Here is a 26,996-nt window from a genome sequence, read left to right as displayed (position 1 = left end):
GGCGGGGGAGCCCCTGCTGGTGACACGCCTGCATGTCGACCTGTGCCACTGCAACGGCGATCTGTGTACGCCCTGACGCGCGTCCGTCCCTGACGCCCTCCGACGTCGCTGCGACGTCCGGCGCTTCGCGCCCATGTCTGCCCCGGCCAGGGTCCGCTGCCCGCCGCCCCCGTTCTGCTGTCGCAGCACGCGGCGTCCGCTGCCCTATGCCGGTCCACCCCTTCGCCGTGCCCGGCCGCGTCCGGCGCCGTTCCAGGAGTCCCCCTTGCCTGCCTTGCTCAAGAGAACCCCGTTCTGGGTCCAGATCCTCGGTGGTCTGGTCATCGGTGTGGTCCTCGGCCTGATCGCCCGCAACGGCGATGTGAACTGGCTCACCGAGACGCTCACCCGTATCGGCAACATCTTCGTCCAGCTGCTCAAGCTCGCCGTCCCGCCGCTGGTCTTCACCGCGGTGCTGGTCAGCGTCGCCAACCTGCGCAACGTCACCAACGCGGCGCGGCTGGCGCTGCGCACGCTGATGTGGTTCTGCATCACGTCGCTGATAGCGGTGAGCATCGGCATGCTGCTCGGCCTGGCCACCAAGCCCGGCGACGGCGTCCACCTGAAGGCCGCCGCGCTGCCCGACGAGCTGCACAAGGGCAGCTGGGTCGACTTCATCACCGGGATCATCCCCACCAACGTCGTGGACGCGTTCAGCGAGCCGAACGTGCTGCAGATCGTCTTCCTCGCCGTGATCGTCGGCGCTGCCAGCCTGTCGGTCGGGGAGAAGGCGGATCCGCTGATCGACTTCTCCCGGGTCGTGCTCGAGGTCGTGCAGAAGGCGCTGTGGTGGGTCATCCGGCTCGCGCCGCTGGGCACGCTCGGCCTGATCGGCAAGTCGGTGGCCACCTACGGCTGGGACCTGGTCCGGCCGCTGGGCACCTTCACCGTCGACGTCTACGTGGGCTGCGCGCTGGTGATGTTCGTGGTCTACCCGCTGCTGCTCGCGCTGGTCGGCAGGGTCAACCCGGTCAACTTCTTCAAGGGCGCCTGGCCCGCCATCCAGCTCGGCTTCGTCTCCCGCTCCTCGGTGGGCACCATGCCGGTCACCCAGCGGGTGACCGAGCGGCTCGGCGTCCCGCGCGACTACGCCTCCTTCGCGGTGCCCTTCGGCGCCACCACGAAGATGGACGGCTGCGCCGCCGTCTACCCGGCACTGGCCGCGATCTTCGTGGCGGAGGTCTACCACGTGCACCTGGGGATCGGCGACTACCTGCTGATCGCCTTCGTCTCGGTGATCGGCTCGGCCGCGACAGCCGGCCTGACCGGCGCCATCGTGATGCTGACGCTGACCCTCAGCACGGTCGGTCTGCCGCTGGAGGGCGTCGGGCTACTGCTGGCGATCGACCCGATCCTGGACATGATGCGTACCGCGACCAACGTCGCCGGGCAGGTGCTGACACCGGTCCTGGTCGCCTCGCGAGAGAAGATCCTCGACCTGGACGCGTTCAACTCGCCGCGTGACCTGGAGGACACCGACGAGCCGTCCGCGAAGGCCGACGCGCCCGCCGACAACTCCCGTGAGCTGGCCGGGGTCTGACCCGGATCGCGTCGCGGCGGCCCCTGCATCCTCCGGCCCGGAGGGAGCGGGGGCCGCCGCCGCGTGTGCGGCGCGTCCATCGGGAAACACCAGTCCCACCAGTCCCGGAGTGGGGAGCCGGTAGGCCAGGGGAAGGCCCGGACGAGCCGCCCGATGAGCCGAGTTACGGCAGTCCTCATTATTGACGCTGTATGGACACGATGATTCACTTCGTCTCTGAGAGCGCTCTCTCGCGGTTCGGGACCAACCGCAGTCACCTCCCCATCCACCACTCCAGGGAGAGCCGTGTCCGTCATCCCCACCCGCCGTACCGTGCTCCGCGGGGCGGCAGTCGCCGCCACCGTGCCGCTGGCCGGCGGCATCTCCGCCGCGACCGCGTCGGCCTCGTCGCACGGGCACAAGCCCGAGGGCCTGGGCCACAACGTCCTCGTCTTCGACCCGTCCATGGGCGACGCGGCGATCCAGGCGCAGGTCGACGCCGTCTTCGCCATCCAGGAGTCCAACCAGTTCGGCGACGAGCGGTACGCCCTGGCCTTCATGCCGGGCACCTACAACGTCGACATCAACGTCGGCTTCTACACCCACGTGCTCGGGCTCGGCGCCGCGCCCGACGACGTGGTGATCAACGGTCATGTCACCGTCGACGCCCAGTGGTTCGACGGCAACGGCACGCAGAACTTCTGGCGGGCCGCGGAGAACGTGTGCATCGTGCCGCCGGACGGCCTCAACCGCTGGGCCGTCGCGCAGGCCGGGCCGATGCGCCGGGTCCACGTCAAGGGCAACATGACGCTGTGGCCGAGCCCGCCCGGCAACCAGTGGTCCAGCGGCGGCTTCCTGGTCGACAGCGTGGTGGACGGCTACGTGGAGTCCGGCTCGCAGCAGCAGTGGATCTCGCGCAACGACACCTTCGGCAGCTGGACCGGCGCCAACTGGAACATGGTCTTCGTCGGTACCCAGGGCGCCCCCGCCCAGTCCTTCCCCACGCCCCCCTACACGACGGTCGACCGCACCCCCGTCGTCCGCGAGAAGCCGTTCCTTACCGTGGACCGGCACGGCTCGTACCAGGTCTTCGTGCCCTCGCTGCGGCGCAACAGCACCGGCACCACCTGGGCCCGCGGCCGCGCCGGCGGCCGGTCCATCCCGCTGTCCCGCTTCTTCGTGGCCCGCCCCGGCGACTCCGCCACCGAGATCAACCGGGCACTGGCCCGCGGTCAGCACCTGCTGTTCACCCCCGGCATCTACGACCTGTCCTCGACGATCCGGGTCACCCGCCCCGGCACCGTCGTGCTGGGCCTCGGCTACACGACGCTGCGCTCCACGCACGGCAACACCCTGATCGACGTCGCCGACGTCAGCGGCGTCACCGTCGCGGGCGTGCTCATCGAGGCGGCCTCGAAGCACACCCCCGTCCTGCTCCGGGTCGGCGAGGGCCGCAGCCGGCGCCGCCACGACGACGACCCCACCGTGCTCTTCGACGTCTTCGCCCGGATCGGCGGCGCCATCGCGGGCGGCGCCGGCATCAGCGTCCAGATCGACAGCAACGACGTGATCTGCGACCACCTGTGGCTGTGGCGGGCCGACCACGGCCTGGACGACACGGTGGGCTGGTCGGTGAACCCGGCCGACACCGGCATCGTGGTGAACGGCGACCACGTCACCACCTACGGGCTGTTCGTCGAGCACTACCAGAAGTACGAAGTGCTCTGGAACGGCGAGCACGGCCGCACGTACTTCTTCCAGAACGAGAACCCGTACGACGTCCCCACGCAGTCGGCCTGGGTGCACGGCTCCACCAAGGGCTACGCGGCCTACAAGGTCGGCGACCACGTCAGGGACCACCTGGCCTGGGGCCTGGGCAGCTACTGCTTCTTCAACCTCAACGCCGACATCTACAACGACCGGGCCTACGAGGTCCCCGACACCCCTGGTGTGGTCTTCACCGACCTGATGACCGTCTGCCTCAACGGCCCCGGCGGCGGCGGCCTCCTGCACTGCATCAACAACAGCGGTGATCCCGTGCAGAACGGATTCGGCGTCTACAACATGAAGGGCTACACGAACGGCGTCGCGAGCGCCTGACCGCCCGCGGCTGTGACGTGGCCGGGCGGGTCGGCGGACCCGCCCGGCCACGGCCGTCCGGCCACCTGCTTCCATGAGGACATCTGTCACCGGTTACCTCGGACCTTCCGGGCCCGTCACACCACGACGGACCGACATCGAGGAAGGCGGCCACATGACAGGACCCGGCCCTGAAGAAGCCCTGGCGGGAACCTTCGAGCAGCAGCGCGGGCGCCTCCTGGCAGTGGCCTACCGCATGCTCGGGTCGCGCGCGGACGCCGAGGACGCGGTGCAGGAGGCATGGCTGCGCCTGGCACGCCAGGACGCGGCCGCGATCGACAACCTCGCCGGCTGGCTCACCACCGTCGTCGGCCGGGTCTGCCTCGACGTGCTGCGCGCCCGCAGGACCCGCCCCGAGGCGCCCTACGACGACCGGCTGCCCGAGTTCGTGGTGGCCGAGGACAGCGGATCCGCTCCCGAGGACGACGCGGTGCTCGCCGAGTCGGTGGGCCTTGCACTGCTGGTGGTGCTCGACTCCCTGCGCCCTGCCGAGCGGCTGGCCTTCGTGCTGCACGACATGTTCGCGGTGCCCTTCGCCGAGATCGGCCGGATCATCGGCAGGTCGACGGACGCGACGAAGATGCTCGCCAGCCGCGCAAGAAGGAAGGTGCAGGAGACGCACCGCCCGAGCGACGAGCCCGCCCGCCGGCGCGCGGTGGTCGACGCCTTCCTCGCGGCGGCGCGCGGCGGGGATTTCGAGGGGCTGCTGCGGGTGCTCGACCCGGACGTGACGTGGCGCTCCTACAGCGCCCGCGGCCTGGTCGTCCGGCAGGGCGCGGCCGAGGCGGCCGCCAAGGCGCAGCGCGGCGCCCGTGCCGCGGTCACCGCGCGCCCCGCCCTGGTCAACGGCGAGGCCGGAGTCGTGGTGTGGGGGGCCAAGGGCAGGCTGCTGGGCGTGATGGCGTGCACCGTCGCCGGGGGCCGGATCGTCGACATCCTGTCCGTGAGCGATCCTGAACGCCTCGCGGACATGGGCCTGCGGGCCCGGCCCGAGTAGCGCGCCCGTGCCCGCCGTCCACCGGGCCTGTTACCTCTCGGGAGGGCGTCCCGTCGAAGGGGGTGGAAGCCCACCGACAACGACGGAGACCGCCATGAACGCTCGACTCGACGCCCTCGGCACCGACCTCGGACCGAAATTCGCGAAGTACATCGTCTCCGCGAGCAGGGCCGTGTCCGGCTCGACGCTGCCGGAGGCGACCAGGGAGCTGGTGAACATCCGCGCCAGCCAGATCAACGGCTGCGGAGGATGCCTGGACATGCACGTCAAGGAGGCCGCGCACGCGGGGGAGACCCCGCTGCGGCTGGCCCTGGTCGCGGCCTGGCGGGAGACCACGGTCTTCACGGAAGCGGAGCGTGCCGCCCTTGAACTCACCGAGCAGGGCACCCGGTTGGCCGACGGAGGTGACGTCACCGACGAGGTGTGGGCGAGGGCGGCCGAGCACTACGACCAGGAGCAGCTCATGGCCCTGGTCTGCCAGATCTCCGTCATCAACGCCTTCAACCGGCTGAACGTCATCATCCGGCAGCGCGGCGGCGACTACCGGGTGGGGCAGCTCGGGTAGCCGGGTGGCGGCGCCCGGCCGGCCGGGCGCCGCCACCCGCCTGGTCACGCCGCCGTCACGGCGGCCCCGCCGAGGTGGCGGGCGAAGAAGCGGACCGCGCTGTCGAACTCGAACCTGGGCAGCTCCTTGTGCCTGCCCGCGTTGGCGTGCAGCGTCTTCTCCTTCGAGGCGAAGGCGTCGAAGAGGGCGAGCCCGGCCGCGCGGGGGATGTGCTCGTCGTCCCACTGCAGGTCGAACTCGATCGGTATGGTGATCCGCTTCGCCTGCTCGGCCAGCACATCGGGCCAGTGCTGGCCGAAGACCGCCGCCGTGATCCGGGGTTCGCCCGCCACGAACGGTATCCCGATCGCGGTGCCCATGTTGATGCCGAAGTAGCCGACGGGCCCCTCGGCGCCGATCTCCGGGAGCCCTTGGAGGGCGTCCAGGGTCGCCGTCCACTCGGGCACGGCGATCTCCGCCAGATGGGCGTTGTAGCGGACGACGACGGGGCCTTCGGGCTCACCCGCCGCCCTCGCCCGGTAGAGCTCGGCGATCTCCTGCTCGTCGTGCGCCGTACGGGGCCGGTCGCCGTGACCGGGGGCGTCGATCACGGCCACATGGAAGCCGCAGCCGGTCACGAGGTGGCGAGCGCGGCCCGTCATCGCCGGGGCCTTCTTGTGGTTCCCGCCGCCGTGGCCCATCAGCACCAGGGGAGCGCGGTCGGAGCCGGCGGCCGGCGACCAGAGGACACCGGGGACCCCGGCAACGGTGAACTCGCGTTCGACCATGTCGCCGGAAGACGTCTCGGCGGTGAAATGCGGTGTGTACACAGGTGGTGCCTTTCGGGAGTGCCTCGTTGTCGGCGCTCCCGGCGAGACCTGTGTCAGTCGCCCGGCCGTGCGGAAGGGGGGAGCACCCGCGTGTCAACAGCGTTCATGGGTCCCACCTCCTCGGTCAGTGTCACGGCTCCGCGTACGTTACCAGCGGCGGCCCCGCCTTCCAACTGCCTTTGCCGAGGCGGGCGAAGGCCGACGACGGGCGGGCCCCGCCGCCCCACCGGGAGGGTGGGGGGCGGGGCCGATGGCGCAGCGGATGTGTTCCCCGCGCGCTACTTGCCGATGCGCGGGAGGCTGTTGAGCTGGCCCGGCAGCGCCGTGTTGGTCTGCTGGGCCCGCATCAGGGCGACGACCGCGCCGGCGCCGGCGAGGATCAGGCTGATCCAGAAGCTGAAGGCGTGTCCGCCGTCAGGGCCGAAGTCGGAGTGGGCGAAGATCGCGATGAGGTAGAGCACGAAGCCGACCGCGAAGGCGAGGAAGCTCAGCACCCGGGCCGGTGCGGGCAGGGTCACGGCGGGCGCGAAGAGGCTGACCGCCAGTACGACGGCGCCGAGCACGGTGATGACCATCGCGAACCAGGCTATGAACAGGCCGTGTTCGAAGTGCCAGGCACTCCAGTTCACACTGCCGAGCGTCATTCCCGCGGCCTTGAATTCCCAGGAGTAGTAGCCGAAGAACGAGAAGATGAACACGATGAACCCGATACCGAGAATCGCCCAGTCGAGGCGGTTGACCGATGCCGGGTCGAAGGAATTCCCTGAAGGACCGCCGGTGTTCGGCGGCGGGGCCGGCGCGTGGGGCGGCGGCGGCACATCGTGCGACATGGTGGTGTTTCTCCCTGCTGAAGTCGTTCGACAAACACTCGGGGGCTGAGACTAGCGGCAGGTCACCCGTGCTGTAAGCACATTGGACGCGCCTGCACCGCATGGGTTCAATTCGTCTCCCTGATACGCATGGTCCTCCCGTGGTTCGAGTGTGCTTCCCGGGCGGGCGGGATCGGCGGGAAGCCGAAACAGCGGAAAGTGCAGTGTGCGAGGTTCAAGCGCCCGCAAATTTCGGGCAATGCGGCCGGAGTCGGCGGCCGCTGGCGGACAGCCCGTTGCTTCCGCGATGTTGTGCGGTTTTTTCTATGATTGCGCGAAACCTTGCGGAGCGGTGGAGTGCTCAGTACGGTACGGACGCCCCTCCCCCCGCCGTCAGGAGCATCCGATGCGTCATGTCCCGAGGCCTTCGCGGAAGACGCGGGCCCGCTCCCGTATGTCCGCGGCCGTCACCGCCGTGGTCGGCGTGCTCTGGATGTCCGCCGCTCCCGCGGGTGCGGCAGCGCACGCCCAGGCTGCCGCGACCGCGCCGACAGCCGCCGGCCGGGCGGCAGTCGCCGCCGCGACGGCAGGCGCGGCCACCCCGTTCAGCATCTACGAGGGCGAGGCGGGCGCGCTCGGCGGCGGCGCGAGCGTCGTCGCCCTGACCTCGGCGCCGACGACGCAGTACTCCAGCGCGTCACTCGAGGCCTCCGGTCACGCCTACGTCCACCTGGGCGGCACCGGGCAGTCGGTCCAGTGGACGAACACCACGGGCCGGCCGATCAGCTTCGTCAACATCCGGGCGGCCATTCCCGATTCGGCGTCGGGCGGCGGTATCACCGGCACGCTCGACCTGTACGTCGACGGGACCTTCAGGCAGGCGCTGAACCTCAACTCCAAGCAGACCTGGGTCTACGAGGGCAACAACAATTACAACACCAGCGACAACCAGAATCCGGCGGACGGCTCCCCGCGGGTGTTCTTCGACGAGTCGCACACCTTCGTCACCGGTGCGCCGATCGCCCCCGGCAGCACCTTCTCGCTGAAGAAGGACTCCGCGAACGGTGCGGCGTTCTACGACGTCGACTCCATCGACGTCGAGAATCCCCCCGCCCCCCTCACCCAGCCCGCCGGCTCGATCTCCCTGACCGACTGCGGGGCGATCTCGGACGGCAACCCGACCAACGGCTCCGCCGACAGCCAGGCGGTGGACAGCACCGCCGCCATCCAGAAGTGCATCGACCAGGCGCAGTCACAGTCCAGGACCCTCTGGATCCCGCCGGGCACCTTCTACGTGAAGGGCACCGCGGGGCTGCACGCCAGCGGGATCACGATCGCCGGCGCCGGCATGTGGTACAGCACCTTCTACCGCGACGTACCGGTCCCCAACAACACCCCGCTGGCCGCACTGTTCTCGGTCACCTCGTGCGCGGTGCGCGATTTCCACATCGACGCCAACGCCGTCAGCCGCAGCACGATCGGCGGGGACGGCGGCGCCATGGACACCACCGGCACCGGCTGGACCGCCGACGGCATCTGGGCCCAGCACACCATGTCCGGCTTCTGGGCGTCCGGCACCGGCGGAAAGGTGCAGAACAGCCGCCTGACCTCGATCTGGGCCGACGGGATCAACCTGAACAACGTCTCGCTTGACGCGAGCAGCGGGAACGACCTGACGGCGACAGGCAACTTCGTGCGCGGCACCGGCGACGACGCGATGGCCATCAACTCGGTGGCCTACAACACCGGCGGCGGCACCACCACCCACTACAACCCGATGTCCCACATCGTCCTCACCGGCAACACGGCGATCGCGCCCTGGGGCGGCAAGGGCATCGGGATCTACGGCGGCAGCGGCCATCTGGTCAGCGGCAACTACATCAGCGACACCGCCCGCTACATCGGCCTGGGCGCCGGGCGCTTCGGCGTCAACGGCAGCGACCTGCTGTCCGCGACGGTCTCGGGCAACGTCGTGGTGAGGTCCGGCGGCAACGCCTACAGCCAGGGACAGCCCGCACTGCACATCGGAAACGGCGGCGACGGCCAGAACACCGGCACCGTCGACCATGTCACCGTGACCGGGAACACCGTCGCGGACTCGCTGTACGACGCCGTCGGCTTCTCCGCCTCGACCGACACGCTGCTGCAGGACAACGCCATCACCGGCCCCGGGCGCAACGGGGTCGTGGTGGCGCCACCCTTCTACCCGGCGCCCAGCGGGTCCGCCACCATCACCGGCAACACACTGACCGGCCTGCGGCCGGGGAACTCCGCCTACGCCGACAACTCCGCCGGCTTCACCGCCACCCTGAGCGGCAACAGCTGGCAGGGTTCCGCACCCGCCGCCGGCCCCTACGGGGGAACACCGGCTCCGGTGCCCGGCACCGTACAGGCGGAGAACTACGACACCGGCGGCCAAGGCACCGCGTACAACGCCGCCTCGGTCAACGGCAACGGAACCGCCTACCGCGCCGACGGCATCGACCTGGAGGCCACCTCGGACACCGGCGGCGGGTACAACCTGGGCTGGACCACCGGCGGCCAGTGGTTCCGCTACACCGTGGACGTCGCCTCGGCCGGCACCTACACCGTCGGCCTGCGCGTGGCCGCTCCCGCCGCGGTGAGCGGCGCGCTGCACCTGTCCGACGCCTCGGGCGCCGACCTCAGCGGGCCGGTCGCCCTCCCGGCCACCGGCGGCTGGCAGACCTGGACCACGGCCACCACCAGCGTCACCCTGCCCGCGGGCCGCCAGGTCCTGACGGTCCACCAGGACAACGGCGGCTGGAATCTCAACCACCTCGCCTTCGCCGCGTCGAACGGCACCACCCCCGCCACCGACCTGGCCGCGGGCAGGCCGACCGCGGAGTCCGGCCACACCCAGGCCTACGCCTCCTCGAACGTGACCGACGCCGACCGGTCCAGCTACTGGGAGAGCCCCAACAACGCCTTCCCGCAGTGGGTCCAGGTCGACCTCGGCTCGGCCAGGAGCGTGTCCCGGGCCGTGCTGCGGCTGCCGGCCGGCTGGGGCGCCCGCACCCAGACCCTGTCCCTGCAGGCGAGCACGGACGGCTCAGCCTTCACCGTCGTCAAGGCGGCGGCGACCTACACGTTCGACCCGGCCGCCGACAACACCGTCACGGTCACCTTCCCCGCCACCACCCAGCGCTACGTCCGGGTCATCGTCACGGCCAACTCGGGCTGGCCGGCCGGACAGCTCTCCGAGATGCAGATCTGGCAGACCTGACAGCGCGGCAGCGTGGCGGTGGGCGCTCGGACGGCACGCCCGCAGGCCCGGACCACGACGTGCCGGGTCGCACGCCGGCCGAGGTGCGGGACGAGCCCCCGCCGAGCGCGGCACCCGCCCGTCCCGCGCAAGGACCGGCCGCGCCGCCGGGATCCGCCCCGGGCCGCGCCGCCCGGGTCAGATTCCGGCGGCCCGGTCCAGGAGCGGCTCCGGCACCGGTTCCGCCGCCGGCGCGGGGAGCGACAGCCGCGGCCTGGGCCCGTGCCTGAGCATCACCCGCACCTGCCCGAGCGTCAGCACGAGCAGGGCGCAGAGCACCCCGCCACGCGCGAGCGGTGCCCAGTGCGCCGAGAGCATCGACTCGTGCGCCAGCAGGCAGAGCAGCACACCGCGCCCGAGGATCGCCACCGAGGTGATCAGCAGGGCCTCACGGCGCGGATGGGTCTCCGCGGCCAGCCGGCGGAGCAGCCAGAGGACCGTCGCGAGCTGTCCGGCCAGCGCCACCACCAGGGCCGGCGTCGGCGAGGGCACCCCAGCGAGCAGCAGGGCGCCGCCCGCCGTCCAGCCGGCCGCGCTGAAACGGCAGGTCCAGACCCTGCCGTGGCGCACCAGGAAGGTGCGCTTGCCGAACAGCGCGTCACCGCGCACGTCCCTGAAGTCCTTGAGCAGGATCCGCCCGATGAAGCCGACGTAGAGCCCGAGCGGCAGCAGCAGCGCGTGTCCGTGCGGGAGCGGTGCCGCGGCCGGCCTGCCCAGCAGGTAGGGAACCGCCACGTAGGCGGCGGGCAGCGCGAGCGCCGCCACCGCGCCGCGGTCGGCCAGCCGGAGCGGCCGCAGCGAGTATCCGGCGCTGAGGCACAGGCCCGCGGTGACGACGATTCCGGGTACGGGCCCGAGCAGGAAGCCGCCGGCCGCGGCGATCATCGCGCAGACCACCGCGACCACCGTCATCTCGCCGCGGAGGGCCCCCATCGCGACCAGCGGCCGGCTCGGGTCGCCCGGCAGGTTGACCCGGTCGATCCTCTCGTCGGCGAGGTCGTTGACCGCGACAGAGAACATCAGGAAGGCGGCGACCGGAACGAGTGCGCGGGCAAGCAGCAGGCGGTCGTCCGCGTGGCCGGCGCTCGCCGACCCGAGCGCGGTGTGGACGGCGAGGAGCACGAAGACCGGCGGCCTGGCCACCGCGACCAGCAGCCGCAGCCGGGTCGCGGGCGTGACCGGCCGGGGCGCGCCCTTCGGCTGCCGGGCGGGGCGCCTCATTTGTTCGATCCGAAGTTGCTCATGGCCACGAAGAGCAGCACCACCGTCCCGACGACCACCAGCCCCGCCACGGCCAGCAGCACGGCGAGCACGATGCCGAGCACGGACCACACCGACCGCTGCGGCTCGCGCCGGCCACCGGCCTGCCCGCGGGCCTGCCGGGGGTCGAGGTTCCCCGGCGTCAGATGGTCGGTCATGCCGCCTCCCGGCGCTCGTCGACGTGTCGGACAACGCGTCCTGACCGCACTATGCCGCCGCGCCGGGGACGGCACATGAGCATCCGTACTCAGACCGCGGACCCGACGGCCGCTGCCCCGCCGGCTCCGCGGCCATGGGCGGGAGGGACGGGAGGGCGCGCCAGGGTCGTTCCTTTGGCTCCGGAGCGGTGGCGGCCCGGCGGCCCCTGCTGTGCGATGGGCGGGTGAACACACCTCCGGGCCGCCCGTCCGCCGCCCGGGTGCTGGACGGACTGCGGTCGGCGCCGCCCGGCGCGGGGGCCGTGGTCATGGCGACCGGGATCATCTCGGTGGGCATGCGCAGGCTGGGCCACCCGGTGCTCTCCGGCATCACGCTGGTCCTCGCGGCCGTGGTGTGGGCGGTGCTCGCCGCGGCCTTCGCGGTACGGCTCGGGCTGGACCGGGCCGGCTGGCAGATGGTGGCCGCGAGCCCGCCGGGGCTGACCGCGATCGCGGCGAGCTGCGTGCTGGGCACCCGGCTGTCGCTGCTCGGCTGGCAGACCGTCGCCGGGATCCTGCTGGCGCTGTCCGCGGTCGTGTGCCCCTGGCTGCTGGTCTCGGTGCTGCGGCACTGGAAGGGGCCGGCGCCCGGCGTGGTCTTCCTGGTCTGCGTCGCTGCGGAGAGTCTGGCGGTGCTCGCGATCACCATCGCCCTCGCAGAGGATTCCGACTGGCTGGCGTGGGCCGCGCTGGTCTGCTGCGCGGCCGGCATCCCGCTCTACGCGCAGGCGCTGTGCCGCTTCGACTTCCGGGAGATCACCGCCGGCGCGGGGGACCAGTGGATCGCCGGCGGCGCACTGGCCATCACGGCGCTGACCGCGTCCAAACTCGCCGCGTCCCCGGTGTGGACGGGCGGCGCGCACTCCGCCCTGCGCACCGGCACCTTCGTGCTGCTGGCCCTGGACCTGGCCTGGTGCGCCGTCCTCGCCGCCGCGGAGGTCGCCCGCCCCCGGCCGCGCTACGACCTGCGCCGCTGGTCCACCGTCTTCCCGCTGGGCATGACCGCGGTCGCCGCGCTGTCCACCAGCGACGTGACCGGCGCCCGGTGGCCGCACGGGATCGGCACCGTCCTGCTGTGGGTCGCGGTTGCCGCCTGGCTGCTGACCGCGGCGGGTTCCGCCGCCGCCGCGAACCGCCGGGCCCGGCGCTGACGGCTGCCCGACGGCGTCCCGTCAGGGGGACGGCGAGCTGCCCGGTTCGAGCGAGAGCAGGGCGAGGAGGGCGGCCACCGTGGGGCCCGCGTCCGCGGGGTGGCGCAGCGAAGTCCCGCCGGGGATCTCGTAGGTGTTGGTGCGTCCGTTGCGGGTGTGGGAGAGATAACCGTCGGACTCCAGGTCGGCGATGATCTTCTGCACGGCGCGCTCCGTCAGCATGCACTGCGCGGCGATGTCACGGACGCGGATGTCCGGATTGCGGGCGATGGCGGCCAGGACGCGCGCGTGGTTCGTCAGGAATGTCCATCCGGTCCTGGGGGTGGCGGCGTCATCCATGGCGACATCGTACGACGCGCGATTCAGGCCAAGCAAAACGTGAAAGGCGTTTCGCGTATCGCTTGACAGGGATAGGCGCGACCCGCACTCTGGACGCGCCGAGTCCCGAACCCCGAGGAGGTCCCAGCCGTGGCCGGTGCGACGCACCACTCGACGCCGCCCCAGCGGCCGGGTGCGAAACCTGCCGCCCCCGCGACCCCGGCCGCGGCGCGGGACGCCCGCGTGGTCAGGCATCTGCGGTCAGGACTCGTCATCCGGCTGACCGAGGAGGACGGCCGCACGCTGGCCGCGGTCCGCGGCGAGGTCGACCTCGACTGCGCCGACCTGCTCGAACAGGTGCTGACCCACGCCCTGCACTCCGCACCCGGCGGGCTCCGGGTCGATCTGAGCGGGGTCCGCTTCTTCGACTGCGCCGGGCTCAACTCGCTGCTGCGGGCCGCCGCGACGGCCGCTCCCGGCAGTGCCGGGATGACCGTCACCTCGGTGTCCGCGGCGGTGGCGCGCGTCCTGGACCTCACCAGGACCTGGGCGGTGTTCCCCTCGGCCGCCGTCGCGCCCCGCGCCGCAGCCGTCCGGCCGGCGGTGGAGCAGGCCCACCCCGCCTGACGGCCGCACCGGCCCGCCAAACCCTCGGATCCTGGGCCGGCGGCCGGTGCACGCCGCGACCCGCCGCGGCCCGGCAGGTCCACGCCGGTCGCGCCGACCGGGACCTGCCGGGCCGTCCGGCCGCATCGCCACCGGGGCCGCTCACCCCTGGCGCGGTCTGTCCTTGGCTGCCTGGTCCTCGACCGCCCGGTCGACCTCCTCCTTGCGGGCCCGCGCCCGCGCCCGCTCCTGGTGGTCGGCGTCGACGATGTCGAGGAACACCTCCTCGAAGGTCGGGCACCTCTCCCGCAGCTCGCGCCTGATCCGCTCGCTGACCTCCTCGACGTCCTCGCTGTCGATGCCCTCCCGCAGGTCCACCCGGGCCGCGAGCAGCGCCGAGTCCACCCCCAGGCGCATCGTCTGGAGGACGGCCACGGCGTCGATCTCCTCCTGCTCGGCCAGCAGCTCGTACGCCTCCTGCTGCAGCCGGGGGTCGACGGCCTGCCCGACCAGCAGGTCGCGGGCCGAGCGGCCGAGCATGCAGGCGACGAGTACCAGCAGGAGGGCGATGGCCAGCGCCGCGGCGGCTTCCCACCGCGGCGAGCCGGTGAGCTGGTGCCCGAGCACTCCGCCGGCGGCCAGCAGCACACCGAGCACCGCCGTGGCGTCCTCCGCGAAGACGGTACGCACGGTGGGGTCGGTGCTCTGGCTGATCTCCCTGGCCAGCGAGCGCCCGTGGGAGCGGGCCCTGCCGTGCAGCTGGACGACCGCCCGCAGCAGCGAGGCGCCCTCGGCGACGAGGGCGACGGCCAGGACGATGTAGGTCGCCAGGAAGCCGCCCGAGCCCGACTCCGGCGACAGCCAGCCGTGCAGGCCCTGGTAGAAGGAGAAGCAGCCGCCGGTCACGAAGATGCCGACCGCCGCGAGGAGCGCCCAGAAGAAGCGCTCCTTGCCGTAGCCGAAGGGGTGCTGCGCGTCGGGCTTGCGGCGGCTGAGCCGCACCGAGGCCAGCAGGAAGACCTCGTTGAGGGTGTCGGCGACCGAGTGCGCCGCCTCGGCGAGCAGGGCGGGGGAGCCGCTGATGGCGCCGACGACGGCCTTGGCGATGGCGATCGCCACGTTCGCCAGCAGCGCGACCAGGACCGTTCCCCTGGTCTCGTCGTCGTCCTTCCCGGCTCCCGCGCCACCGTGTCCGGGGCCGGTCCCCTTGCCGGTGTCCTCGGCTTTGCCTGCGTCTTTGTCGGTGTCGCTTGCGGTGGTCATGGCAGGCTCCGATCACCTCCTGGCCGCCGTCGGCGGCTGTCCTTCATGTGGTCCACCGCTCGGTTACCCGCGGTGCGGTCCCGTACGCGCCCGGGCCGATTGAGCCGGACCGACCGGGTAGGCATCAGTACATGGACCATCGCGGGGCGTCCACCGTCACCCTGGGGGTCGAGGAGGAGTTCCTGCTGCTCGACGCGCGGACGGGGCTGCCCTCGCCGCGGGCCTCCCAGGTGCGGGCGGCCGCCGACCTGGAGCCGGTGCTCGGCGCTGGCGAGGTCGACAACGAGCTGCTGCAGGCGCAGGTGGAGGTGGCCACCCCGATCTGCACCGGCCTCACGGAGGTCGCCGCGCACCTGGGGCGGATGCGCGGGGCGGTCGGCGCCGCGGCCCTGCGGGCGGGGTGCCGGCTGGCGGCGACCGGGTGCGCGCCGCTGTGGTCGGGTGCCACCACGCCGGTGACCGAGAAGCAGCGCTACCTGGACATGCGCACGGACGCCGCCCGGCTGGTCGACGAGCAGCTCATCAACGGTATGCACATCCATGTGGCGGTACCCGACCGGCACGCGGGCGCCGCCGCGCTCGGCCGGCTGCGCCCGTGGCTGCCGGTGCTGGTCGCGCTCGGCGGGAACTCGCCGTTCTGGGACGGCCGCGACACCGGGTTCGCCAGCTGGCGCACGGTGGTCTTCGGCCGCTGGCCGGTGAGCGGCTCGCCCCCGTACACCGCCGACGCCGCGACCTACGAGCAGCGGGTCGGCGCGCTGGTGGAGACAGGTGTGATCCGCGGCCGGCGGGAGGTCTACTGGCACGCCCGGCTGTCCGAGCGCTACCCGACGCTCGAGGTGCGCGCGACCGATGTGCAGCTCGACGTCGGCAGCGCCGTCACCCTCGCGGGCCTGGCGCGCGCCCTGGTCGCGACCGGGCTGCGGGAGGCCGCCCGCGGGGTGCCCGCCCTCGACCCGCCGGGGAGCGTGCTGCACGCGGCGGGCTGGCACGCCGCCCGGCACGGTGTCGCGGCCGACCTGGTCGATCCGCTGCACGGCAGGCCCGCGAAGGCCGCCGACGTGGTCGGAGCGCTGCTGGAGTACGCGGCCGGCGCGCTGGAGAGCCACGGCGACACGCGCCTGGTGTCGGAAGGTCTTGCCCGGCTGCTTGACGGCGGCACGGGCGCGGCCCGCCAGCGCCGCGCGGTGGCGGACGGCGGGGTGGGCGCGCTGCTCGACCTGATCGCCCCGCCCCCTGCCGGCGCGTGATGCCGACGCGTGCCGGCGGTGGCGGGGGCCGCCGGTACCGCCGGTGGCGGGGGTCCGATCGAAGCGGCGGTGCCGGCCGCCACCGGAGGGGGGCGGCACCGCCGTGTGCGGCCCGATGAGCACGGGAGGGGCCGAACCGACAGGCACACAAGAGGCGTTGCTACAGTCCGCCCATGCCCGCCTCCTCCTCTCGCGACTCACTGACCGGCGCCGGCTGGGAAGGCCACGAACCCGGCACGTACCGGGAGTTGATGCCGCCCAAGGCGGTGAAGCTGTCGTGGCTGAACCCCTCCACCCTGTGGAAGGCCAGAAACGGCCCGTTGGCCTCGCTGTTCGGCGACCCGACCGGCGCCGACCGGCAGCGGTGGGTACGCGCGCAGGCCGCCACCGGCGCGGGCACCGGTGACCTCGTCATCACCAGGGACGACCCGCCGGGTGACTTCTCCTTCCTGCTGCTCGGCGACACCGGCGAGGGCGACGACCCGCAGTACGCGGTGGTGCCCGGCATGCTGAAGGCCGGCGCCGGTACGCGCTTCGCCGTGGTGTGCAGCGACGTCCTCTACCCGGTCGGCAGCGCGAACGAGTACGGCACGAAGTTCTTCCGCCCCTACCGCGACTATCCGGCGCCGATCTACCCGATACCGGGCAACCACGACTGGTACGACGGCCTGACCGGCTTCATGCGGGTCTTCTGCCGGGCGCCCGCGCTGCCGCCCGCGCCCCGCCCGCGGCCGCTGTCGGCGGCCTGGTGGCGCGGCCTGCTCTGGCGCCCCTCCGACACGCCCGACGACGCACTGCTCGACCAGGTGCGCGAACTGCGCGCCGCCCCCGAACAGCAGGCCGCACTGCCAGGACCGTACTGGGCACTGGACACCGGGCCGGTGCGGATCATCGGCATCGACACCGGGCTGCTCGGGGACATCGACCGCGAACAGGGCGAGTGGCTGCGGCGGGTGGCGCGCGGCCCGCGGCCGAAGATCCTGGTGACGGGCTCGCCGATATACGTCGACGGCGAGCACCACCCCTGCACGATCGAGGGCGGCGGCACGGTCGACGAGATCGTGCGCGACCCCGCCCACCACTTCGTCGCCGCGATCGGCGGTGACATCCACAACTACCAGCACTACCCGGTGGACGTGGACGGGCGGCGGATCGAGTACGTCGTCTCGGGTGGCGGCGGCGCCTTCATGCACGCCACGCACACCATCCCGCGGGTCGCCGTGGGCGGCGTCGTCGAGGAGGACTTCCGCTGCTACCCGATGCGCGGCGACTCGCTGGCCTTCTACAGCCGCTTCTACGGACGCAAGCTGCACCTGCGGCGGCTGTTCACCCTCGACCCCGACGAGGCGGCCGCGGTGATCGCGCAGCGGCTGGGGATGTCCCCGGTGCGCACGGCCGCGGGGCCGGCCCTGGTCACCCGGCGGACCCGGTTCGTCGCCTCGCTCCTCGGCGTCGCGCCGCGCCCCCACACCGGGCGCCGCATCAGGCTGCCGGTCCGGCGGGTGCTCACCCGGGTGCTGTCGCCCGGCGGGGCGACGTACAGCCCGCCGTTCTTCAAGAGCTTCCTGCGGCTGGACGTGGGGGCCGACACGATACGTGTGCGGTGCTTCGCCGCGACGGGGCTGCGCGAGCACGAGGAGGACCCGCCGGTGGAGGACGACTTCACCATCGGCCTGTGAGGGGCACACCCCGGCCGCGCAGGCCGGGGCCGACATCGCTGTGACGCCGCACCCGCGGCCGGTCGGCGCCCGGGGGCGGCCCCGGGACCCAGGGGAGGAAGAGAAGATGGCTGACGGATTCGAGCTGCTGGCCGGGGCGCACGCCTATCTGCTGGCCGCCGCGAAGGGGGTGCCCGCGGACGGCTGGGGGAGTGCCACGCCGTGCAGCGAGTGGACCGCCGGGCAGGTGTTCAACCACGCGCGTCTCGACCAGCTGGCGCTGATCATGAAGATCGTCGATGTGCCGCCGCCCGGCGACCCGTTCGCGCCGGAGGCGGCCGTCGGCGCCGACCCGGTGGCGGATCTGGAGGCGGTGCTGAAGCAGGCGGCGGCCGCATGGGAGTCGGGGCGGTCCGCGCAGAGCGTGCTGACCCCGATGGGTCCGATGCCGGCCGAAGCGGGCGCGGCCGTCGCGGCGCTGGACGCCGCGGTCCACGCCTGGGACATCGCCCGGGGCACAGGCCAGGACCTGCCGATGGACGACGGGCTGGCGGCGGGTGTCGCGGCGACGACGGGCCACGTCATCACCTTCGTCCGCGACTCCTTCGGCAAGTTCGCCCCCGAGGTCCCGGTCGCGGACGGCGCGGGGCCGGCCGCCAGGCTGCTGGCGATGGCAGGGCGCGACCCGCTCTGGCGGCCCCGGGCGTGACAGGGCGGTGCCGCCGGGCGGGTCGGTGTACCCGCCCGGCGGCCCACCGCGTCAGGCGGGGGCTGCGCCCTTCCTGCGGGCACGGTAGGCGGCCGCCTTGATCTTGTTGCCGCAGGACTCCATGCCGCACCACTGCCGCCGCATGCCCCGGGACCGGTCGATGTAGACACGGGTGCACTCGGGGTTGCCGCACTCCTTGAGCAGCGGCACGTCCGGGCCGCCCAGCAACTCGACGGCACGCCGTGCGACCGCGGACAGCGCCTCGGCCTGCGTCGCCTCGATGCGGCGCCCCGCCGCAGTGAGCTGCGGCACCGCGGACGGGGTGCGCGCCGCGCTGTTGAGCAGCGCCAGCGCCCCTGGGTCGTACTCCTCTTCCAGGCGGCGTGCGGTGATCAGCCGGTAGACCGACTCGCGTACGGCCGTGGCCCGCTCGACGTCGTCCCGCCGGGCAGGGACCACCGCGTCGACGACCCCGGACTCCAGGTACCAGGCGTCCAGCCGGTCGGGCGTCGCGAACATCTCGAACCGCCGCGACCTGCGTGCGCGCAGGGTCGCGGCGAAGTCGAGCACCGGGTCTCCGCAGACGAAGACATGGTCGAGGTTCATATCACCACTTTGACAGGTGACATTTGGCCCTGCAAGGTCCGGCTCACCCTTCGGGCGCCCCGGTCTCCCGCAGCTCACCGCCGGCCAGCCGCAACCACCGGTTCACCCCGATGCCGCGCAGGAAGCGGTCGTCGTGGCTCACCACCACGAAGGCGCCCCGGTAGGAGTTCAGCGCGCTCTCCAGCTGGCCCGTGCTGAGCAGGTCCAGGTTGTTCGTCGGCTCGTCGAGGAGCAGCAGGTGCGGGGCGGGTTCGGCGCACAGGACGCAGGCCAGGGTGGCGCGCAGCCGCTCGCCGCCGGAAAGCACCCCCACCGGGAGGTGGGCCCGGGCGCCGCGGAAGAGGAAGCGGGCGAGCAGGTTCATCCGCTCGGCCTCGGGGCGGCCGGGGGCGTACCCGGCGAAGTTCTCGGCGACCGTGCGGTCCTGGTCGAGCAGGTCCAGCCGCTGCGACAGGTAGGCGATACGCCCGTCGGCCCGCCTGGCCACACCGTCCGCCGGCTCCAGGCCGCCCTCGATCAGCCGCAGCAGCGTGCTCTTGCCGGCGCCGTTGGGGCCGGTCAGGGCGATTCGCTCCGGGCCCCGGATCGCCAGGTCGACGCCCTCACCCGCGAAGACCTGCCGGTCGCCGAGCCGCACCCGCAGCCGTTCGCCCAGGAAGACGCCGCGCCCGGCAGGCACGTCGGTCTCCGGCAGTTCCAGCGCGATCCGCTGCTCGTCGCGCAGCGAGCGCCCCGCCTCGTCCAGCCTGGCTCTGGCCTCGTCGACCCGGTCGGAGTGGGTCTGGCCCGCGCGGCCCGCCGACTCCTGCGCGCCGCGCTTCATGTTCCCGGCGAAGATCCGCGGCAGGCCGGCGCTCTTGAGGTTGCGGGCGGCATTGCTCGCCCGCCGATCGGCGCGCTCGCGCGCCTGCTGCATCTCCCGCTTCTCCCGCTTCAGCTCCTGCTCGGCATTGCGGACGTTCTTCTCGGCGATCTCCTGCTCGGACCGCACGGCCGCCTCGTAGGCGGTGAAGTTGCCGCCGTGGAAGCGCACCTCGCCGCTGCCGAGCTCGGCGATCCGGTCCATCCGGTCGAGCAGCGCCCGGTCGTGGCTGACCAGGAGCAGGCAGCCGGTGAAGTCGGACAGCGCGTCGTAGAGCTTGTGCCGGGCGTCGCGGTCGAGGTTGTTCGTCGGCTCGTCGAGCAGCAGCACGTCGGGTCGCCGCAGCAGCTGGGCCGCCAGGCCCAGCGAGACGACCTGGCCGCCGCTGAGCGTGCTCAACCTCCGGTCGAGGGTGAGACCTGCAAGGCCGAGCCGGTCCAGCTGGGCGCGGGTGCGCTCCTCGATGTCCCAGTCGTCGCCGATGGCGGTGAAGTGCTCCTCGCCGACGTCGCCGGACTCCACGGCGTCGATGGCGCGGATAACCTCCGCGACGCCGAGCACCTCGGCGACCGTGAGGTCGCCGGTCAGCGGAAGGGTCTGCGGGAGGTAGCCGAGCGTGCCGGCGGCCGACACCGACCCGGCGCCGGGCCGCAGCTCACCGGCGATCAGCTTGAGCAGCGTGCTCTTGCCTGAGCCGTTGGGCGCGACCAGGCCGGTACGGCCGGCGCCGACGGTGAAGGAAAGGTCCCGGAAGACCGGGGTGTCGTCGGGCCAGGAAAAGGACAGGTTCGAGCAGATGACGGATGCGTCGGGCATGGAGGTGACCTTGCGGGAAGGGGGCGGTGGCAGAGCTCTGCCCCGGTGCCGGACATACGGGAAGCGGGAACGACGACATGGCCACGGCGGGCGGCGCTCCTGGGCGCCGGCCGGTGGCCGGTCGGGGCGGGTGTCACCCCGAGATGTCGTCGTCCGCCGACATGTCCGGACTCCTCAACAAAACGATCAACGTCCACGTCAGCTTAACAGCGGGCGCGGCACGGCTGCCCGGCATCGCCGATCCCGCGAGGCGCCGCACCGCCGGGCGCCGGCCGGACCCGGCGGCCCTCCTTCCGCACCGGCATCGCCGCGGCATGGAATCGTGCCGGCCCCCGGCGCGTTCACCTGGGTGGAGCCGGTGGGTCGGCCGGGAACGACGAGCGGCGGCCCGCCATGAAGGCTGTCCACGACGTGATGACTGTGGGAAGGAACGAGATGGCCACGCAGATGCAGAAGGCGGTCCTCGCGGGCGGCTGCTTCTGGGGCATGCAGGACCTGCTCCGGCGGCTGCCGGGAGTCACCGGGACCCGGGTCGGCTACACGGGCGGCGATGTGCAGAACGCCACCTACCGCAACCACGGGACCCACGCGGAGGCCATCGAGATCACCTTCGACCCCGACAGGACCGACTACCGCACGATCCTGGAGACCTTCTTCCAGATCCACGACCCGAGCACGAAGAACCGGCAGGGCAACGACATCGGCCTCAGCTACCGCTCGGCGATCTACTACGTCGACGACGAGCAGAAGCGGGTCGCCGAGGACACCATCGCCGACGTGGACGCCTCGGGCCTGTGGCCCGGCAAGGTCGTCACCGAGGTCGAGCCCGAGGGTCCGTTCTGGGAGGCCGAGCCGGAGCACCAGGACTACCTGGAGCGGTATCCCGACGGATACACCTGCCACTTCCCCCGGCCGGGCTGGCGACTGCCCGCCCGCACCAAGGGCTGACCGGACGGCCCGCAGCCGGGCCTGACGGGACCGCGGCCGCAGCGGCGGGGCGAGCCGCTGCGGGACCCCGCGGGTCGTGTTGTACTGGCGAAATGGAGCGCAAGCACCCACTGCCCTTCACCAAGCGGTCCGCTCACTCGGGCGCGGCCGCGTCAGACAGCCCGGAAGCCCGGCGGACCGAGGTACTCCGCGACCGGGTCAGGCTCACGATCGAGATCACCGCCCGGGCGGGGGAGTACCGCAGGGGCCTGGTCGCGGCCGTCGGGCGGCTCAGCCCGGAGGAGGCGGCGGTCCTCGCCGACCTGGAGCAGCGCGGATTGCAGGTGCCGCAGCTGCACGACGTGCTGTGCGGCGGCCACGTCCTGGTGGACGACCCCGCGCTGTACGAGAAGTGGCGGTCGGCGAAGGGCAGCCACCCCCGGCTGTCCAGCCACCACCGCGACATCGACAAGACGCGCTACCCGGACATCGGCATGCGCGGGCACGTGGTGCGGGAGAAGCTGCACGGTCGTACGGCGACCGGCACCTGGGTCCAGCTGGAGAAGACTCCCGCCGCGTTCGGCGGGAGCAAGATGCCCAGCGTGGACGATTTGCGCCATCTGATGGACTACGTGGTGTACCGCTTCACCGGCAGCAACGTCGGCCCCTGGGGGCTGTCACGGATGACCGAGCGGCGCCCGATGTACCTGTCGCCGGTCGTGGCCATGCCCACGTCCCTGACACCCCCCGTGGCCAGGTCGCTGACCCGGGCGCTGCACCGCATCGAGAAGGCCGATGACGTGACCGCCGTGTCCGAGCGGCTCGCGGCCCGTTTCCCGCCGCCGGACCGGGCGGACCTGGCCGGTGAGCTCGGCCAGGCGCTGACCGGCAGGGGCGGCAGGGGGCTGTTCGGGAATTCCGAGGTATGGGTCACCCAGACGCCGTCGCGCAGTGCCTCCGCGGTCCTGCGCGCGAGGCACGAGGAGGTGCCCGCGGCGGGCCTGTGGTGGACGGAGGGACGGCGATGAGCGACCGGCAGCGGGACGACGAGCGGCACGACGGCGGCCAGGGCCACGGCGGCGGAGGTCCCGGGCACCAGGGCCCGGGTGAGGCGTCCGTCCCCGAAGGCCTCGTCACCGCCGTGGTGGACCTGGTGCACACAGGACCGGTGCTCCTCGGCGCCTACACCATCGCCGAGCTCACCGCGGTGGACGCGATCGTGGACTTCCTCGAAGCGCGGCCCTCGGAGGACGAGCTCACCGAGGCCGTCAGGTCGCTTGCGGCGCGCGAGCTGCTGCTCGCGGGTTCCGGCGGCGAGCAGGTGCAGGTACGCGGGGACCTGGGCATCGCGGTGGCCTTCCAGCAGCGGGCCCGGATGGTGCTCGACGCCCGGGTCAGCGGCACCGGCCCCGGCGAGCCGTGGCGGATCCTGCTGCTGCCGCAGCCGGAACGGATCTGCCAGATGGTCCGCATCGACGCGCTCGGCGTCCACCAGATCGGCCTGTACGTGCTCGACGAGGCGCTGCGCACCCTCGCCGAGTGGCTGCCGCGCGGCGGCGAGGCGGACCACGATGCCGGGCGGGACGTCGACGCGCTGCTGGCCGCGTCTGAGCGCTCCGCGCTGGTCACCGTCACCCACTACACGGCTGAGGGCTCCGCGGAGATCGCGGGCGACAGCACCGACCTGGTCCTCGCCCGGCACGACGGGAAGCTGCACGTCTTCTCCCGCGACCCGCAGCAGCCGGACACGCTGGTGCCGACCCCGCTGGAGGGCAAGGACGGCGTGCGCGACCGGCTGGCGGAACTGCTGTCGTGACGCGGCCGGGCCGGCCCGCCCGAGGAGGGCGGGCCGGCCCGGCGCGTCTTCCCTGTCAGGCGAAGACCTCCATCTCCCAGAGCGAGTAGCCCCATTGCCCGGACTTCGCCGTGCCCTGCATGCGCACGTATCTGGCCGGACCGCTGACGGGGACCTTCTCGGTGCCGCCCGTCGAGGCGGTCTGGGTGTACATGTCCCGCCAGGTGGAGCCGTCGGTGGATGCCTGGAGCTTGTAGCCCTTGGCGTAGGACTCCTCCCACAGCAGGTCGATCTCGCTCAGGTTGTACGTGCCGCCGAGGTCGACCTGGAGCCAGCTGTTCGCGTCGGGTCCCGCGCTCCAGCGGGTGGACAGGTCCCCGTCGACGGCCTTCGCCGCGGTCTGGTCGCTGTTGGACGCCGAGGACGCGGTGGCGGTCCTGCCCTGGGCCAGATCGGTCCTCGGCGCGCTGAGCGTCAGGTCGAGGGTGACCGTCCTGCCCTTCTGGAGCGGCAGGACGCGGGCGATGCCGCCGAGCGGGGAGCTCTGGACCGTGACGCCGTCGGCGGTGACCGACTGGATGCCGGAGCGCTGGATCAGCGTCAGGTTCTGGTCGATGGCCGAGGTGAGCGTCACCTTGACCTTGTGGTTGTCGGTGTCCCAGGTCAGGTTGTCGATGGTGAACTGGCTCTTGCCGAGCATGCCGGACACGGAGCCCTTCTTCAGGCCCTTCGGCACCGCGGGGAGCAGCTCCAGCGTTCCCGGCCGGCTGGAGGCCAGCATCTCCATCATGATCGTGGGCACCGAGTTGACCACATCCGTCGCGAACGTGTTGTGGCCGTTGTAGTGGGAGGTGGCCATGCTGCTGTAGTAGTAGTCGTCCTGGACGAACCGCAGCAGCTTCGCGGCGACGGAGTCGGGCTGGTTCAGGTCGGCGGCGATGAGTGCCGCGTGCAGCAGGCCGTGGCCGGCGTTCTCGTAGGAGCCGGTGTCCTTCTTCTGGAGGAAGACCCTGGCGGCGTTGTAGCCGGCCGGATCGGTCTCGGGGGTGATCTCGCGGTAGGGCCAGACGGGCATCAGGCCGCTGGAGTGCCGGTGCTGGTAGTTGTTCTTGTCCGCCAGGTCGGGCCACGCCCACTCGGCCAGTGCCCCGTCGTTGTTGACCAGGTACGGGGGCAGGTTGTCGAGCTTCTCCTGCCAGACGGCGATCTTGTCGCTGTCCCGGCCGAGCGCCTTCGCCGTCTGGATCAGCGTCGACAGCGCGAACCGGGCGCCGGAGATGTCGTAGACCGAGTTGACCGCAAGCGGCATCTCACCCGGCGGTGTGTTCTCCGGTGAGATGGAGCCGGCGAAGATGTACTTGCCGTGGCTGTCCTTCTTGACCAGGAAGTCCTCGTAGAAGTCGCCCATGTCGCGGATCAGCGGGTAGTACTGGTCGGCGAGGAAGGTCTTGTCCCCGGTGACCTGGTAGTGCTCCCAGAACGGTTCGAGCAGCCACGACTCCCCGCCGGTGACGTACTGGTAGGGGTAGTCGTGGTTGATGTTGGAGATGAGTCCTTCGCCGTTGGGCGTGTTGCCGCCGGTGAGCATGCCCCGGGTGCCGAGCAGCTTCTTCGCGTTGGTCTCGAAGTCCTTCTGCCACTGCTTGTTGAGCCAGAAGTAGCCGGCCATGGCCTCCGGCATGTTGCCGATGTTGCCGCTGGAGATCTGCAGGTTGAGGTTGGCGTCCAGGTGGTAGTAGCCGTCCCAGCCGACATTGCTGTCGCCCGTCCAGTTCCCCAGCAGGTCGGGTGCGGCCGTCGGGCCGCTCGACCCGAGCAGGTGGTAGCGGCCGGCGTAGAACATCCGCTCGTACAGCGCGGGGATCGGCGTCGACGTCTGCTTCTGCTCGGCGATCAGCTGCTCGGTGGACTTGGCTCGGTCCTGGGGGGAGGCGCCCAGATCGTAGGAGACCCGGTTGAAGATGGCGCTGTGGGCGGCGGTGTGCCGGGACAGCAGCGTCTGGTAGTCGGTGGTCATCGCGGCCAGCTTCGACTGCAGCGGGTTCCTGCTCCACTCCTGTTCTGCCGGGACGCCGCCGTTGTAGGTGCCGTTGTAGCGCTGGGTGAGTGAGAGCAGGGTGACGTAGGTCGCATTGGAGACCGTCACCTTGCCGCCGGACAGCGTCTTGGTGCCGTCCGTCACGATCCGGGTGACGCCCTCGTAGCCCGCGTTGTAGCTCCCGCCGGGATACTTCGCCCGCAGGTCGAGGTAGTCGGCGGTCGAGTTGTCGGTGGCGGTGACGCCCTTGCTGAGCAGGTTCATCCCCGGGTCGATGGACAGGCCCAGGGTGACGTTCAGCTTCTGACCCGCCGGTGCGGGCAGGTACTGGACGGTGGCGCCGTCGGTGCGGGAGACGAAGGAGTCGCGTTCCCAACGGCCCTTGTCGTCGGTCCAGTTGACCTTGACGACGCCCGCCGAGTAGTCGGTGGAGCGGACGTAGTCGGTGATCGGGCCGCTGTCCGGCATCTGCACCGTCATCTTGTAGCCCGGGTGCTTGCTGCCCTCGCCGCCGCCCTGGTAGCCCTGCACGTCGGCCGCCAGCTGGTTGGCGTCCTGGTAGTCGTCGGAGATCAGCAGGTCGCGGATGCGGTTGATGTCGCCGGCGCTGACCGTGTTGAAGGTCCGGTGTGGATGGGCCTCCGTCCTGGCCATGAAGAAGTCCTTGTCGTCGAAGACGACGGTGTCGTTGCGCGGGTTGCCGAAGACGATGATGCCCTGCTTGCCGTTGCCGGCCAGCAGGCCGTCCTGCCAGTCGCTGTACGTCTGCGGGTAGCTGGTCGACGGCGCCGTCGTCGCGGAGCCGGCCGTGCCGGTGCCGCCGCTGCCCGCGGTCCCGTAGACGTCGAAGGCGTAGAGGGAGTAGCCGTACGGGGTGTTGGGGGTGACGCCCTGCATGCGCACGTATCGTGCGGACTTGCCGACGTCGACGGTCTCGGTGCCGCCTTGGCCTGTGGTGGTGGAGTAGGTGTCGGTCCAGTGGCTTCCGTCGTCTGACACCTGGACTTTGTAGGCCTTGGCGTAGGCGGCCTCCCAGGTCAGTACCGCGGTGGTGACGTTGTACTGTCCGCCGAGGTCGACCTGGATCCAGGCGCTGTTGTCGTTGCTGTGGTCGCTCGACCAGCGCGACGAGGCGTTGCCGTCGATGGCGTTGGCGGCGGTGTACGTGCCGTCCTGGTAGGAGGCGGTGGCCTTGGCGCCCGGATCGCGCGACAGGTTCACCGGCGCGACCGCCGCCCGCGCGGTGCCGGACTGGATCGCCGCCGCGAACAGCAGCAGCAAGGGGAGGGCGACGGCGAGCAGCCGTCTGCCGAGTGCGGCGCGGGGTACCGGGCGGAACATGCCCTGTCTCATGGGGCTCCTTCGTTCACGTACGGGCCG

22 protein-coding genes are annotated in these 26,996 nt (G+C 72.0%); 13 read left to right on the top strand and 9 right to left on the bottom strand.

What is annotated here, in order from left to right:
* Window positions 1–133 precede the first annotated feature (133 nt).
* The 4 genes from ACGFMP_RS33230 (at window position 134) to ACGFMP_RS33215 (ending at window position 5,259) form a co-directional block, all read left to right on the top strand.
* Window positions 134–1,579, top strand: coding sequence for a dicarboxylate/amino acid:cation symporter (locus tag ACGFMP_RS33230; protein WP_393677252.1), 1,446 nt, complete (start codon window positions 134–136; stop codon window positions 1,577–1,579).
* A 285-nt stretch (window positions 1,580–1,864) separates the two neighbouring features.
* Entirely contained in the window at window positions 1,865–3,658 is a 1,794-nt protein-coding gene (locus ACGFMP_RS33225) for an adenylyl cyclase (protein ID WP_393677251.1), read from the top strand.
* A 154-nt stretch (window positions 3,659–3,812) separates the two neighbouring features.
* Window positions 3,813–4,694: a sigma-70 family RNA polymerase sigma factor gene (locus ACGFMP_RS33220; RefSeq protein ID WP_393677249.1), complete on the top strand. Its 882-nt coding sequence runs from the start codon at window positions 3,813–3,815 to the stop codon at window positions 4,692–4,694.
* Window positions 4,695–4,788: 94 nt separating this feature from the next.
* Complete coding sequence (locus ACGFMP_RS33215) at window positions 4,789–5,259, top strand: carboxymuconolactone decarboxylase family protein (protein ID WP_393677248.1); 471 nt, start codon at window positions 4,789–4,791, stop codon at window positions 5,257–5,259.
* Window positions 5,260–5,303: 44 nt separating this feature from the next.
* Here the strand turns inward: ACGFMP_RS33215 and ACGFMP_RS33210 are convergent, their stop codons facing one another.
* Window positions 5,304–6,068 carry an alpha/beta hydrolase gene (locus tag ACGFMP_RS33210; protein ID WP_393677246.1) on the bottom strand — a complete coding sequence of 255 codons (765 nt, stop codon included), beginning with the start codon at window positions 6,066–6,068 and terminating at the stop codon, window positions 5,304–5,306.
* A 278-nt stretch (window positions 6,069–6,346) separates the two neighbouring features.
* A complete protein-coding gene (locus ACGFMP_RS33205) occupies window positions 6,347–6,898 on the bottom strand; it encodes a hypothetical protein (protein WP_393677245.1) in 552 nt (183 codons plus the stop codon).
* A 385-nt stretch (window positions 6,899–7,283) separates the two neighbouring features.
* Here ACGFMP_RS33205 and ACGFMP_RS33200 point away from each other — a divergent pair, with 385 nt between their 5' ends.
* On the top strand, window positions 7,284–10,121 hold the full coding sequence (locus ACGFMP_RS33200; RefSeq protein WP_393677243.1) for a discoidin domain-containing protein: 2,838 nt from the start codon (window positions 7,284–7,286) through the stop codon (window positions 10,119–10,121).
* Window positions 10,122–10,298: 177 nt separating this feature from the next.
* Here the strand turns inward: ACGFMP_RS33200 and ACGFMP_RS33195 are convergent, their stop codons facing one another.
* Window positions 10,299–11,381, bottom strand: coding sequence for a UbiA family prenyltransferase (locus ACGFMP_RS33195; RefSeq protein WP_393677242.1), 1,083 nt, complete (start codon window positions 11,379–11,381; stop codon window positions 10,299–10,301).
* Window positions 11,378–11,578, bottom strand: a complete 201-nt coding sequence (locus tag ACGFMP_RS33190; protein WP_393677240.1) for a hypothetical protein — start codon at window positions 11,576–11,578, stop codon at window positions 11,378–11,380. The genes ACGFMP_RS33195 and ACGFMP_RS33190 overlap by 4 nt, the downstream gene beginning before the upstream one ends.
* A 224-nt stretch (window positions 11,579–11,802) precedes the next feature.
* Between ACGFMP_RS33190 and ACGFMP_RS33185 the strand changes: the two genes are divergently transcribed.
* Window positions 11,803–12,768, top strand: coding sequence for a tellurite resistance/C4-dicarboxylate transporter family protein (locus ACGFMP_RS33185; RefSeq protein WP_393677238.1), 966 nt, complete (start codon window positions 11,803–11,805; stop codon window positions 12,766–12,768).
* Between the two features lie 21 nt (window positions 12,769–12,789).
* On the opposite strand, the gene ACGFMP_RS33180 is transcribed toward ACGFMP_RS33185, so the two are convergent.
* A complete protein-coding gene (locus ACGFMP_RS33180) occupies window positions 12,790–13,107 on the bottom strand; it encodes a helix-turn-helix transcriptional regulator (protein ID WP_393677237.1) in 318 nt (105 codons plus the stop codon).
* Window positions 13,108–13,236: 129 nt separating this feature from the next.
* Here ACGFMP_RS33180 and ACGFMP_RS33175 point away from each other — a divergent pair, with 129 nt between their 5' ends.
* Entirely contained in the window at window positions 13,237–13,713 is a 477-nt protein-coding gene (locus ACGFMP_RS33175) for an STAS domain-containing protein (RefSeq protein ID WP_393677236.1), read from the top strand.
* 141 nt (window positions 13,714–13,854) lie between these two features.
* Here ACGFMP_RS33175 and ACGFMP_RS33170 read toward each other — a convergent pair whose 3' ends face one another.
* Window positions 13,855–14,955, bottom strand: coding sequence for a cation diffusion facilitator family transporter (locus ACGFMP_RS33170; RefSeq protein ID WP_393677234.1), 1,101 nt, complete (start codon window positions 14,953–14,955; stop codon window positions 13,855–13,857).
* Window positions 14,956–15,086: 131 nt separating this feature from the next.
* Between ACGFMP_RS33170 and ACGFMP_RS33165 the strand changes: the two genes are divergently transcribed.
* From ACGFMP_RS33165 to ACGFMP_RS33155, 3 genes are all read left to right on the top strand, one after another.
* Window positions 15,087–16,205 carry a glutamate--cysteine ligase gene (locus ACGFMP_RS33165; protein WP_393677233.1) on the top strand — a complete coding sequence of 373 codons (1,119 nt, stop codon included), beginning with the start codon at window positions 15,087–15,089 and terminating at the stop codon, window positions 16,203–16,205.
* A gap of 173 nt (window positions 16,206–16,378) precedes the next feature.
* A complete protein-coding gene (locus tag ACGFMP_RS33160) occupies window positions 16,379–17,884 on the top strand; it encodes a metallophosphoesterase family protein (protein ID WP_393677231.1) in 1,506 nt (501 codons plus the stop codon).
* Between the two features lie 106 nt (window positions 17,885–17,990).
* Window positions 17,991–18,572, top strand: coding sequence for a TIGR03086 family metal-binding protein (locus ACGFMP_RS33155; RefSeq protein ID WP_393677230.1), 582 nt, complete (start codon window positions 17,991–17,993; stop codon window positions 18,570–18,572).
* Between the two features lie 51 nt (window positions 18,573–18,623).
* Here ACGFMP_RS33155 and ACGFMP_RS33150 read toward each other — a convergent pair whose 3' ends face one another.
* Both ACGFMP_RS33150 and ACGFMP_RS33145 read right to left on the bottom strand, forming a co-directional pair.
* Entirely contained in the window at window positions 18,624–19,178 is a 555-nt protein-coding gene (locus ACGFMP_RS33150) for a CGNR zinc finger domain-containing protein (RefSeq protein ID WP_393677228.1), read from the bottom strand.
* A gap of 43 nt (window positions 19,179–19,221) precedes the next feature.
* Window positions 19,222–20,856, bottom strand: coding sequence for an ABC-F family ATP-binding cassette domain-containing protein (locus ACGFMP_RS33145; RefSeq protein WP_393677226.1), 1,635 nt, complete (start codon window positions 20,854–20,856; stop codon window positions 19,222–19,224).
* A 435-nt stretch (window positions 20,857–21,291) separates the two neighbouring features.
* Between ACGFMP_RS33145 and msrA the strand changes: the two genes are divergently transcribed.
* From msrA to ACGFMP_RS33130, 3 genes are all read left to right on the top strand, one after another.
* A complete protein-coding gene (gene msrA, locus ACGFMP_RS33140; protein ID WP_393677225.1) occupies window positions 21,292–21,804 on the top strand; it encodes a peptide-methionine (S)-S-oxide reductase MsrA in 513 nt (170 codons plus the stop codon).
* Between the two features lie 92 nt (window positions 21,805–21,896).
* Window positions 21,897–22,811 (top strand): hypothetical protein, encoded by a 915-nt coding sequence (locus tag ACGFMP_RS33135; RefSeq protein WP_393677223.1) that lies wholly within the window; start codon window positions 21,897–21,899, stop codon window positions 22,809–22,811.
* Window positions 22,808–23,599, top strand: a complete 792-nt coding sequence (locus ACGFMP_RS33130) for a hypothetical protein (RefSeq protein WP_393677221.1) — start codon at window positions 22,808–22,810, stop codon at window positions 23,597–23,599. Before ACGFMP_RS33135 ends, ACGFMP_RS33130 begins: the two co-directional genes overlap by 4 nt.
* A gap of 55 nt (window positions 23,600–23,654) precedes the next feature.
* Here ACGFMP_RS33130 and ACGFMP_RS33125 read toward each other — a convergent pair whose 3' ends face one another.
* Window positions 23,655–26,969: a discoidin domain-containing protein gene (locus ACGFMP_RS33125; protein ID WP_393677220.1), complete on the bottom strand. Its 3,315-nt coding sequence runs from the start codon at window positions 26,967–26,969 to the stop codon at window positions 23,655–23,657.
* Window positions 26,970–26,996 lie beyond the last annotated feature (27 nt).

The sequence above is a fragment of the Streptomyces sp. NPDC049040 genome, assembly GCF_043197715.1.
In the GTDB taxonomy this organism is placed as follows: domain Bacteria; phylum Actinomycetota; class Actinomycetes; order Streptomycetales; family Streptomycetaceae; genus Actinacidiphila.
This window is presented reverse-complemented; position numbering and strand designations above follow the sequence as displayed.